The following is an 11,227-nucleotide window of genomic DNA, read 5'->3' as shown; positions in this document are numbered from 1 at the left end:
GCGCCGTTGGCAGCGCCACCAAGCGAGCCGACCGTTCCGCCGAGCGAGCCACCGATGCCACCGGCACCACCGACTGCACCATTGAGGGCATTACCCAGGGCGCCGACGGCGCCACCGAGCGTACCGCCGGCACCGCCAGCACCGCCGACTGCTCCATTGAGGGCATTACCCAAGGCGCCGACTGCGCCACCGAGCGTACCGCCGGCACCGCCAGTTCCACCGATCGTGCCGTTCAGCGCTGTACCCAACGAGCCAACCGCGCCGTTCGCGGCACCGCCAAGCGAGCCGACCGTGCCACCGAGCGAGCCACCGATGCCACCGGCACCACCGACTGCTCCATTGAGCGCATTACCCAAGGCGCCGACTGCGCGACCGAGCGCGCCGCCGGCACCGCCGGCTCCACCGATCGCGCCGTTCACGGCATTCCCGAGAGAACCGACCGTTCCGCCGAGCGAGCCGCCGATGCCACCGGCACCACCGACCGCACCATTGAGGACATTACCCAAGGCGCCAACGGCGCCACCGAGCGTGCCGCCGGCACCGCCGGCTCCGCCGATCGCGCCGTTCACGGCGTTCCCGAGCGAGCCAACCGTGCCACCGAGCGAACCACCGATGCCGCCGGCACCTCCGACTGCTCCATTGAGCGCATTACCCAAGGCGCCGACGGCACCACCGAGCGTGCCGCCGGCACCGCCAGCTCCACCGATCGCACCATTCAGCGCGGTACCCAGCGAGCCAACCGCGCCATTGGCAGCGCCACCAAGCGAGCCGACCGTTCCGCCGAGCGAGCCACCGATGCCACCGGCACCACCGACTGCTCCATTGAGGGCATTACCCAGGGAACCAACGGCACTACCGAGCGTGCCGCCCGCACCACCGGCACCGCCGATCGCGCCATTCAGCGCGGTACCCAGCGAGCCAACCGCGCCGTTCGCGGCACCGCCAAGCGAGCCACCGATGCCACCGGCACCACCGACTGCTCCATTGAGCGCATTACCCAGGGCGCCAACAGCACCACCGAGCGTACCGCCTGCACCGCCGGCTCCGCCAACTGCTCCGTTCAGCGCAGTACCCAACGAGCCAACCGCGCCGTTGGCAGCGCCACCAAGCGAGCCGACCGTGCCACCAAGCGAACCACCGATGCCACCGGCACCACCGACTGCACCATTGAGGGCATTACCCAGGGCGCCAACAGCACCACCGAGCGTGCCGCCGGCACCACCGGCTCCGCCGACCGCACCGTTCACGGCGTTCCCGAGTGAGCCGACCGTTCCGCCGAGCGAGCCACCGATGCCGCCGGCACCATTGAGTGCATTACCCAAGGCGCCAACGGCGCCGCCGAGCGTACCGCCGGCACCGCCAGCTCCACCGACCGCACCATTGAGCGCATTACCCAGGGCGCCAACAGCACCACCGAGCGTACCACTGGCACCACCGGCTCCGCCGACCGCGCCGTTGACGGCATTGCCCAGGGCGCCGACGGCGCCACCGAGCGTACCGCCGGCACCGCCAGCTCCACCGATTGCACCGTTCACGGCGCTACCCAGGGCGCCGACTGCACCACCGAGCGTGCCTCCGGTACCACCGACACCACCGACCGCACCGTTCACAGCGCTGGCCAACGAGCCAACCGCGCCACTGAGCGTACCAGTTGCAGCGCCGATCGGGCCGTTCACGGCAGTATCCAGGGCGCCAACCGCGCCGCCCACCGTCGTAACTACGCCGGCCACTGACTTCCTGGCAGATTTGCTAACAGAGTCTGCGCTCTTAAGTGCTGATTTGCCAAGGCTGGCCACTGATTTGCGCGCAGACTTGCTGACGGCGCCAGCGGTCTTGCGGGCGGACTTTACAGTCTTGTGCACGGGTTTATGAACGTTGCGAACGACCTTGCCTACCTTGCCAACACCCTTCGCCACGCCGCTCACCGATTTACCGACCGCACTTACGCCGTGGTCGCCCACTGTGCTAACACCGCCAGCCGCTCTGCCAACTGCACCGCCAAGGCCACCCACGGCGCCACCGACCGCACCGCCGACGCCACCCACGGCGCCACCGACCGCACCGCCGACGCCACCTACGGCGCCACCGACCGCACCGCCGATGCCACCTACAGCGCCGCCGACTGCACCGCCAAGGCCACCTACTGCGCCGCCGACACCACCCACTGCGCCGCCAACCGCGCCACCGAGACCGCCTACTGCGCCGCCGACCGCATGACCGACGCCTCCGACTGCTCCGCCGACTGCACCACCAAGGCCACCCAACCCACCACCTGCCTGGGCTGTGATAGTTGTCAGCAACGCAATTGACGCCGTGGTGGAAAGGAGGAAATGAGAACGCTTGTAAGTCTTGGACATGGCACGCTCCTATTGGTTTTCTGCGCTGGTTTCTTGCAATGACAACTGCAAGGCCCCATCGAACGGCCTGGGGAACAGGCCGGTCGACGACGCCTCGGAAAACTGAGAGTCAGGCGAGCCTTCGCTGGGATAGCCCCACCCGATCTTGCTATGCTCGCCCTCCGGAGCGAGCTCGCTTTTCTCATGCCGTTCGACGTTGAAGAGATTCACGATCCCAATCTTGCCTGGGCGCGGATGGGCGATCGGACTCAGGCCGTCTTGTGAACCTCCGGCGGCATCGCGTCGCGAAAGGGTGCTCGATGCAACAAAACGCGTTGCGCCGCCCTCGTTAATTACTGCTGCTGAAGACAATGAAGACAATGAAGAAAGGATCTCGACTCCAGAGGAAGTGCTGGAAGTGATGCGATCGGTCATGTCCATTGCCTCCTGAACAAGATTTTGAGCAAGCGACTACGGTTCAGCATGGATCAAAGGCAGAGTGGAGATTCGCGCTCTCCAAAGTGCCGTAGATCAGCTTCTAAATCGGTTTTTACCGGCGGTATAAAACTAAAGTGCGATAAGACACATCGAGTAGCAGGCTAAACTATATCCATAAGCTCTGCGATTGCGGCCATATAACAAGCACTCATCTTGCGCGCATAACGCAGCGGACGTAATTGACAAATCTAGCGAATAATTATCCGAAACAGCCTAAGAGCATCGCTCAACATTATTGCGTTACCAGTGTATTAATTGGATAATTTGTTTAAAATTATACCCGTTTTATAATATAAGCTATTTTAAAAGTAATCACCGGCCGTCGCTGTTCCGTGCGGCATCGGAGACGATGCTGACCATCGCCCTTCGCGCTAGGGCCCCAAGAGGGGAAGTCTGTAAATGGCAGTGCCATTGCGCCCCACCGGGCAAGTATCATGGGGGGCATGGTGGCAATTCTGGCGAGTGACGGCGGTCCCGAAGGACCGTGGACGCCTCAGTCACGTGAACTTCGATCACGCGAATGCTCTCGCGGCGCCGGCCCGAAGCTGATCGCCTCCGTCTCTCGGCAAGTGTTCGATTCCGAAGGCCAATCTGTCCGCCAGATCTGCTCCGGACTGAACTCCCAGAGGGGACCGGGACTTCAAGCGCCTCTTCGTTTCAGCTCTGGCACCCTTGCGCTCTCACGCTCCAGCGCCGACGATTGACGCTCCGCTTCGAGTTCAACGCCAAAAATAGCCGTTTTCTGGTTCGCTGAATCCATTGAGCGTAAAAGTCATATCTTGATGATTCCATCGATGGCAATTTGCCGGTTTGGCAACATGGCAGGTTCGTGAGTGGCGCAGACACTTGAAGAGAAAGCGGAGCTGCCGTCCATCAGCAGCCAAATCCGGTTTGGCTACTTTGCATACGGCATGGTGGCGGCGGCAACAGCTCTGACGGCCGGGTCCACGATGGCGCAAGCGCACATCATTCAATCGGGGACGGGTGGATTTGGCAGCGGCTTCGAACATCCGCTGACCGGGCCTGATCATTTCCTGGCCATGTTTGCCGTAGGACTGTGGGGCGCCCAGATCGGTGGACGTTCGATCTGGACGCTGCCGGTTGCATTCCCGCTGATCATGGTCGTGGGCGGGATTGCCGGAATAGCAGGTGTCCCGCTGCCCGGTGTTGAGATTGGCATTGCGCTGTCGATCATCGCCCTGGGGCTGGCCATCGCTTGCGCATGGCGGCCGGCGGAATGGGTTGCGTTGCTTATGATTGCCGTGTTCGCCATCTGCCACGGACACGCCCACGGCGCGGAACTGCCGAATGCAGCCGACCCGGCCGACTATGCAATCGGCTTCGTCATCGCCACCGGCTTGATCCACCTGCTGGGTATCGGATTCGGACTTCTGCTGGGCAAGGCATTCGGCGGACGGTTGTCGCAGGGCCTGGGCGGATTGATCGCGGCGGGAGGCGTCTATTTCCTTGTCGCCTGAAACATATCCCAAGCGATCGGCGTGGCGATTCCTGTTTCGATGGTCAGGCCCTGTCGTGGCCATCGCTGGCGTTGCTATGATCGGCGTACTTGCGACCTCTTCGGAAAAGACGCAGACGTCGTGGTGGATCCTCAACAGCGCCCTTTCTCCTGAACGCGTCTTGCCGCTGGCCGGACTGGGTGTTGCAACCGCTCTGGTAAGCCTGAGGCTTGGAGTTCTCACACTCGTGGCATTGCTGCTGGGCGAGGTGGTCGGGACTCTGCTTTACGATCGATTCCTTGATGTGATGGCCGGCGTACGGGGAGCGACGACTCACGCTTTCCTTACCGCGCCATTTTCGATGCTGATAATCGGCATCGTTCTCGTCGTTTCCGGTCGTTTCCGAACTTGGACAATCCCTGCCGCAGCATGTCTCATCGGCGCGTTGTTGGCCGTTGTCACAAAGCTCACCGACCCTATGTTGAACGATCTCCGAATACCGCTCTCGGGGACGATCATCGCCGTTTGGATCGTTGTCGCCGTCGGCCTTATCGGGCGGATTTTCCCGCCTGCGTGGTACACGATCGGCACACGCATCCTGGGCAGTTGGCTGGTCGCGATCGGGCTCCTCCTTGGAGGAACGGCGATCGCCACCAAGCCTCCAACAACCATGCCCCAACCATCGGGGGCTGCTCCCGCCGATGGATTGCCCACTGGGAAATACCGCTACGAGCCTCCTATTCAGCAATTTACGCGTCCGCGCGATTCCTTGAAGCAGGGCGAACACAAGCTGATGCCGTGAACGGTATCCCGGCCAGAAAAACATCCTGGTCGCGTGGCTGCGGCAGGCCGGCTGCTCAGGTGTTCGACGCTTTCAGCCGTTCATCAGGGAGTCATTGCGCCGCCTTCAAGCGCCGGATAAGACCGGCGCCCAGATAGGCAGTGGCACCGAGCGATGTGATCCAGAAGCTCGTCGGCCAGTCTGTTTCGAACGCAAGCCACAAGCTGGTCCAGGCGATGGCGACCGCTAGCGCGATCGAGACAAGGATGCCCCGCAGCACACCGCGGGTCAGGCGCAGCGTCGTTGCCGCCGGGGCGACCATCAGCGCGAAGACGAGAAGTACGCCGACGATTTGGGTGGCTTCAGCCGTCGTCACGGCGACAATGATCATGAACAATGTCGAAACCAGATCGAGGTTCACGCCCTTGGCCTCCGCCAGCTCAGGCTGCAGGCTGGCGAAGAGCAAGGGTCTGGAAATGAAGGTCAAGCCGACCAGGATCGCCAGGGAAAGCACCGCAAGGATGACGACCGTCCGGAAACTGATGCCGAGCACGTTTCCAAACAGGACATTCGTCGCCTGGGACGCGAAAGCGGTGTAGAAATGCAGGAAAAGCAAGCCGAGACCGAGCGAAAGCGTCAGCACGATGCCGATCGCGACGTCGCGATGCGCTCTTTCGCCCAGAAGGCCGATGCCGATGCCGGCCAGCACGGTGAAGATAGTCAACCCGAAGAATGGCGACAGGCCGAGCAGGCCGGCGCCCGTTGCGCCGGGAAATCCGACATGAGCCAGCGCATGTCCTGCGAAGGTCTGGCCTCGCAGCACGAGGAAATATCCTACCGCCCCGGTCACGATGGCAACGACCGTGCATGCGGCGAAGGCGTTGCGCATGAATTCGTAGTCAAACATCGTGAACATGCGCGGCGCCCTCCAGTTCAACGTCGTCGGCCATCACGAAGATGCGTCCGCCTACCCGCACCACGTTGATGTGCGTTCCATAAAGCTTCGACAGGACGGGACCGTTGATGACCTCGTCGACGCTCCCGATCGCGGCGTTGCCGTTCCCGAGATAGAGGACGGCATCGACGGCGCGCAGCAAGGGGTTGATCTCGTGCGAGCAGAAAATGACGGCGATACCCAGCCGCTCGCCGACCTCATGGACGAGTTCGATAATGGTGCGCTGATGCGCGGCGTCCAGGCTGATCAGCGGCTCGTCGAGCAGCAGCAGCTTGGGGTCGCCGATCAGCGACTGGGCGATGAGGATTCGCTGCCGCTCGCCCCCCGACAGTTCCGCGAACGGCCTCCTGGCGATATCGGCCGCGCCGACCTCTTCAAGTGCTTTCCATGCCGCGTCCTTCTCGAGCGCTGACGCCGCCGGCCAGCGCCAACGATGGCCGCCCGCCGCCGTGACGATGAGATCGAAGCCGCTGATGCCGGCATGCGTCACGGTGCGGCGGGCCTGCGGCATATAGCCTATGGCGGGATTGCCGCGTGTCGGCGGCTGGCCAAGGACGGAAATCGTTCCGCTGGCCGGACGGAAAAGCCCCAGGACCGCGCGCAGCATCGTTGTCTTGCCCGCTCCGTTGGCGCCAAGCAGCCCCACGAACGCACCCTGTGGAATGGAAAAGGAGACGTCGGTAAGAACCCGGCGTCCCCCATAGGTCAATGTGACCCTGTCGAAGGCGATGACATTCATTGTGTGCGGGCGGCCAGGGCCTTCTGCACGTCGCTGATCTGGCCGCCGAACCACGACTGGATCGTCTTGCCGGCGGGTTCCGTCTCGGTTACGCCTATGACGGTGACCTTGTTCTGCTTGGCAATGTCGAGGAGGCGCGTCGTCGCTTCGTCCGTCACCTGCGAATTGTAGAAGAGGATCTTGGCCGATCCGTCCTTGAGGCTGTTCTCGAATGCCGCCACCTGCGTCGGGCTCGGCTCGGCATCGTTCATCACCGTGACCTGAAAATCGTAGTTCAGCATCTTGAGGCCGAGGGCATCGGCCATATAGCCGAACACCGGCTCCGTCGCGGTGACCTCGGTTCCGCCATAGGCCTTCTTGACGTCGTCGATCTGCTTGTTGATTGCATCCAACGACGACTGAAATTTCGCCAGGTTGGCCTGATAGTGCGCTGCATTGGCGGGGTCGAGCTTTGAAAGGTCGGCGGAGAGTTGCTTGGCGATCGCGGGCAGCGTCGCTGGATTGTACCACAAATGCGGGTTGTCGCCCGACTTCTTGCCGATCAGATCCGCGGCCACGATGGTCGTGCGCTGCGCGTTGGTGGAGGCTGATAGAAGCTTGTCCATCCACGGATCGTAATCCGCGCCGTTGTAGATGACGATCTTGGCGTCGGCGATCGTGCGCGCCGTCGAGGGGCTGGTCTCGAACAGATGCGGATCGTCATCGGGATTGGCAAGAATGCTGGTCACCGCGACGTGGCTGCCGCCGATCTGATGGGCGAGATCGCCATAGAAATTCTCGGCCGCGACGATGTTCACCTTATCTTCGGCGCGAGCACCGCCGCCTGCGAGCAGTGCCGCAGCGAGCAACAGCGCCGCCGTGAAAGGAAAGGAACGCATGTCTTTCTCCTTTTGCAGTCCGATTCAACCCGATTGACCACTGGGTAGGTTATGTTATTACGTTGGTCAATGAGAAAGCGATGTTATCACATAACAGAAATGTGATTTGATGCTCGATCCGCTCTCGGCCGGTCAGACCTTCAGCGGTCTGACGAAAAACCAGGCACTGGTCCTGGAGACTATAGCGAAGGCGCGCAAGCCGATCGGCGCTTACGAGATTTTGAGAAAACTGAAGCCTTACGGGATTAAATCACCCGTGCAGATATACCGGGCGGTCAACAGCCTTATTCAATGCGGCATCGTCCACAAGGTTGAGAGCATCAACGCGTTCGTCCGGTGCACCGATGTCCATCTCCATCGTGGGCAAACAACGATTCTCGCGATTTGCGATGGCTGTGGAACAGTTGTCGAGCACCACGACGGGACAGTCGATCGGCTGCTTGAGGCCTGGGCGAGGCAAGAAGCCCTGCAGGTCGAGGCTGTCGCCATCGAACTCAAGGTGCGCTGCGCCAGTTGCAGTGCCTCTAGCTCCGCTGACGAACATTAAAACCCAAAGTTAGGGCGGCAATAACGGGCAGTGCCAACGGCAGGGCAATCGGTGAGTTAAATTTTTTCAGGGCCCTGGCTCCACGACCCTTGCGTGATCGCCTATCTGATCGATCCAACTCTGTTCTCGGGGCGCCAGATTTCTGTTTCGGTTTGCACGGACCAGGGTCTGGACTATGGGCGCACCACCAACATCGCCGGAAGCACTTGTAGGAGCCTCGGCAAATTGTTTCATGATTGAGACGATCGATTCCGCCCGTTTTTCGATCTGCTTCTCGATCGAATCGTTGATCTGGATCGTACCCCGGCAACGAAAGTGGGCGCTCTTCCGCGATAAAGATACGCCACAGGCGTCCCATCCACATTAGATATCAAGACAGGTGAAAAAAATGAATGCCAAAATATATCTCGCCGGCCCCGATGTGTTCTCGGCAAAATCTTTCGAACTAGGGGAAAAAAAGAAAGAGATATGTTCCAAGTATGGGCTCGTTGGTCTTTATCCAACAGATGTCATCAAATATGACAGGCCGCTGTCGAGGTTTGAACAGGGTCTCTATGCCTATGACACCATGGAAACGGCCATGAACGAATGCGATGCCGCCATCGTCAACATGACCCCTTATCACGGGCCGAGCATGGATGCCGGATCGGCTTTCGAAATGGGATACATGCGCGCGCAGAACAAGCCGATTTTCGCATATTCAAACGATGGAAGACTTTTCGCTGAGCGCGTCGTTGGCTTTTGGGATGGCAAGATAACAATTCGCGACACCGGCGATCGCGAAGACCCTCAAGGCATGCAGGTTGAAGAGCACGATATGATCGACAATCTCATGATGGCCAGCGCCGTAGCGCGATCAACCGGGGTTCTCGTATCCGGTCACACCAATCCGACGGATATCTATACCGCGCTCGAATATTTCGAAAGGTGCGTCGAGCTCGCTGCCAACTGGTTCAGGCGAATCAAATAGCCTCTACTGAATCGGAGAACCCGTGTGGGACGATCCTTTAGACGATGAGCGTTGCATCGCCTGGGGAAGGTCCGCCGATCGGTCCACACAGGCCAACTGCATCAACGAGCTAAGCAAGGCGGTACGCGCGGTATCGACGCAGCCCCGCTTTCGTCAGCCATGCAAAATGCTCGGAGATCGTATAGGCGGTTCCTCCGGGATAGCGGTTCATCAATGTCAAATTGAGATAAACGCCGGCCGCGGGGCTCACCGATCGTCCTCGATGATCCCGCTTCCAGTGATGTAGATCACACCGCCCGGCCGCAGGCTTCTGCACGTATGCTCGATCGCCCGTTCCGGATCGTCCGGCGACAGAACCTGGATGAGCGCGCGCGTGAAGTCTCCGGCAGGCTCGGCTTGCTGGGAAAGGGGTGCGTGGCGCGCCGCCGGGGTTGCGATCATCATTGACGACCACAGACTCCAGAATTCTGCCAACCAACGGACGACAGCGGCCTTTCGACGTGAGGATCCAAAGTTCAACTCGAGCCGCCCTGCTATCTATCTACAGCGGGCGTGGCCGGCAGGGCTCGCCGACAGGACATTCGAGCGCGTCGCGGTCCCATTTGCCGAAATCGGCCGCCGCATCGTAAGTGCTCTGCAGAAACGACATGAGCATGGCTTCCGGGTTTCCCGCCTGACGTACCTCGTCGTAGGGCAAGAGGAATTCACCGAACGCCTTGGAGAAGAATGCTTGTTGCGGCTGGACCGCCGCGGAGGCGTAGCCTTCCGGAGAGGGATAGGCATAGGAATAGAAGGCTGCGTAGTCGATGAGGCCGCCGCCCGGCCAAAACCCGGCGCTGCTCACCTCATGCGAATAGGCTTCCCGGGTGATGGCATCGGGCAAGTGCGCAATGCCGCCCGGATGCAGCGGCGCCCGCTTGCCCGAAAAGCGTGTGACCGCCAGGTCGAAGCCGCCCCAGAAGAAATGCACGGGGCTGACTTTGCCCAGGAAACCGGTGCGAAATCGTGAAAAGACCTCGTGTGTGGAGAGCAGGATGCGCCAGAAGCGGTTGGCATAGTCGTGATCGTAGGAGGCGTGGACACGGTCTTGCTCGAACGCGATACCGTTGGCGATCTCGGACGGGCGGCCAAAGATCGGTGTCGTGAGCCCTAGCCCGTCGAGTGCGACCATCACTTCGTCATAGAACTCCGCCACTGTCTTTGGCGCGAGCATGATTTGCCGGATGTGACCATCGCTGGTCCTCAGCCACAGCAGATGGTCTATGAAATCGAAATCCATTTGGAGTGCTCGCCCACCCATGGGAATCGGCGAGGTCGTCAGGCCGCGAACCGTCACATAGAGAGGCACATGCCACGAATGGTTCAGCCACGGCTCGCGCATGAGGCGGATCTTGCCGACGATCTGGGTCCAAAGGTGGAGGGTTTCATATGTGTCCTTCCAGGCGGCGAAAGGGAGATCCGGCCAGCGTTCCGATTTCGTGGCAGACGACATGGGTTCTTTCCTGGGTTCGATGCGATTGATTGCAGGTTGCGACAGACGCGCACTATAGGGAGGGTGCCTGCATATTGGCCAGACCACCCGGGCTCGGAGCGATGGTCGATATTCGTGACCGACCAACATGCCACGACTCCCAGCCATTGACCCGGGTAGTCTTTCCACTGGACGAGCATGATGCATGCCGCTGGCGTCGGCTGCGATCATTTTTGTTGCCCGCGTGTGGAGTTCGGCATAGGCGAACTTGCCGGTGCGATCGATGGCCACGAACCGGTAGCGTTGCCTTCGGCGGTTTGCACCTCGGCAATGTCGATATGGAAGCAGCCGATCGGACAGGCCTTGAACTTCTTCTTGAGCTGCTTGTCGCCTTCGACCTCAGCCAGCCTCGAAATACCATGGCGCTGTGGGTCCAGTCGGCAGATCGGCGACCAAGTCCGACCCTTCCGCTTGGCAACGGCCTTCGGGTCCATCCCGTAGCGTTTGGACAGCTTCCTTGCCCTGCGGTACCGACCGCCTTGCTGAGGTAGGCTGAAGGGCTGCAAGTCCGAAATGTTCGTCATTTGTGCTTCGA

Annotated in this window: 12 protein-coding genes and 1 pseudogene; 6 read left to right on the top strand and 7 right to left on the bottom strand. The window is 60.9% G+C overall.

The window, feature by feature from the left end; all coding sequences use genetic code 11:
• Both FJ957_RS31955 and FJ957_RS26525 read left to right on the top strand, forming a co-directional pair.
• The coding region (locus FJ957_RS31955; protein WP_181180721.1) for a hypothetical protein at positions 1 to 1,262 on the top strand (1,262 nt) is incomplete at its 5' end.
• Between the two features lie 606 nt (positions 1,263 to 1,868).
• On the top strand, positions 1,869 to 2,309 hold the full coding sequence (locus FJ957_RS26525; RefSeq protein ID WP_181180720.1) for a hypothetical protein: 441 nt from the start codon (positions 1,869 to 1,871) through the stop codon (positions 2,307 to 2,309).
• A 57-nt stretch (positions 2,310 to 2,366) separates the two neighbouring features.
• Here FJ957_RS26525 and FJ957_RS26520 read toward each other — a convergent pair whose 3' ends face one another.
• On the bottom strand, positions 2,367 to 2,771 hold the full coding sequence (locus FJ957_RS26520; RefSeq protein ID WP_140835744.1) for a hypothetical protein: 405 nt from the start codon (positions 2,769 to 2,771) through the stop codon (positions 2,367 to 2,369).
• An 896-nt stretch (positions 2,772 to 3,667) separates the two neighbouring features.
• Between FJ957_RS26520 and FJ957_RS26515 the strand changes: the two genes are divergently transcribed.
• Both FJ957_RS26515 and FJ957_RS26510 read left to right on the top strand, forming a co-directional pair.
• Positions 3,668 to 4,312, top strand: a complete 645-nt coding sequence (locus tag FJ957_RS26515) for a HupE/UreJ family protein (RefSeq protein WP_246677280.1) — start codon at positions 3,668 to 3,670, stop codon at positions 4,310 to 4,312.
• Positions 4,313 to 4,388: 76 nt separating this feature from the next.
• Positions 4,389 to 5,093: a hypothetical protein gene (locus FJ957_RS26510; protein WP_140835743.1), complete on the top strand. Its 705-nt coding sequence runs from the start codon at positions 4,389 to 4,391 to the stop codon at positions 5,091 to 5,093.
• Positions 5,094 to 5,184: 91 nt separating this feature from the next.
• Here FJ957_RS26510 and FJ957_RS26505 read toward each other — a convergent pair whose 3' ends face one another.
• From FJ957_RS26505 to FJ957_RS26495, 3 genes are read right to left on the bottom strand one after another with little or no spacing between them, the layout of a single operon-like run.
• The gene (locus FJ957_RS26505) at positions 5,185 to 5,988 is read right to left on the bottom strand and encodes a metal ABC transporter permease (protein WP_210239424.1); all 804 of its coding nucleotides are present in this window, start codon (positions 5,986 to 5,988) and stop codon (positions 5,185 to 5,187) included.
• The gene (locus tag FJ957_RS26500; protein WP_140835742.1) at positions 5,972 to 6,766 is read right to left on the bottom strand and encodes an ABC transporter ATP-binding protein; all 795 of its coding nucleotides are present in this window, start codon (positions 6,764 to 6,766) and stop codon (positions 5,972 to 5,974) included. The genes FJ957_RS26505 and FJ957_RS26500 overlap by 17 nt, the downstream gene beginning before the upstream one ends.
• Entirely contained in the window at positions 6,763 to 7,644 is an 882-nt protein-coding gene (locus tag FJ957_RS26495) for a zinc ABC transporter substrate-binding protein (protein ID WP_140835741.1), read from the bottom strand. The genes FJ957_RS26500 and FJ957_RS26495 overlap by 4 nt, the downstream gene beginning before the upstream one ends.
• Positions 7,645 to 7,753: 109 nt before the next feature.
• Between FJ957_RS26495 and FJ957_RS26490 the strand changes: the two genes are divergently transcribed.
• Together FJ957_RS26490 and FJ957_RS26485 are read left to right on the top strand one after the other, a co-directional pair.
• Positions 7,754 to 8,191: a transcriptional repressor gene (locus tag FJ957_RS26490; RefSeq protein WP_140835740.1), complete on the top strand. Its 438-nt coding sequence runs from the start codon at positions 7,754 to 7,756 to the stop codon at positions 8,189 to 8,191.
• A gap of 388 nt (positions 8,192 to 8,579) precedes the next feature.
• The gene (locus tag FJ957_RS26485) at positions 8,580 to 9,161 is read left to right on the top strand and encodes a nucleoside 2-deoxyribosyltransferase (RefSeq protein WP_140835739.1); all 582 of its coding nucleotides are present in this window, start codon (positions 8,580 to 8,582) and stop codon (positions 9,159 to 9,161) included.
• Positions 9,162 to 9,407: 246 nt separating this feature from the next.
• Here FJ957_RS26485 and FJ957_RS26480 read toward each other — a convergent pair whose 3' ends face one another.
• The 3 genes and pseudogenes from FJ957_RS26480 to FJ957_RS31950 all read right to left on the bottom strand — a co-directional run.
• Entirely contained in the window at positions 9,408 to 9,605 is a 198-nt protein-coding gene (locus FJ957_RS26480; protein ID WP_140835738.1) for a hypothetical protein, read from the bottom strand.
• 97 nt (positions 9,606 to 9,702) lie between these two features.
• On the bottom strand, positions 9,703 to 10,653 hold the full coding sequence (locus FJ957_RS26475; protein ID WP_140835772.1) for a DUF5996 family protein: 951 nt from the start codon (positions 10,651 to 10,653) through the stop codon (positions 9,703 to 9,705).
• 198 nt (positions 10,654 to 10,851) lie between these two features.
• A pseudogene (locus tag FJ957_RS31950) lies at positions 10,852 to 11,150 on the bottom strand (IS481 family transposase); the annotation flags it as partial.
• Between the last annotated feature and the right edge of the window lie 77 nt (positions 11,151 to 11,227).

Origin of the sequence: Mesorhizobium sp. B2-4-6, from assembly GCF_006442775.1 — a bacterium.
Classification (GTDB): domain Bacteria; phylum Pseudomonadota; class Alphaproteobacteria; order Rhizobiales; family Rhizobiaceae; genus Mesorhizobium.
This window is presented reverse-complemented; position numbering and strand designations above follow the sequence as displayed.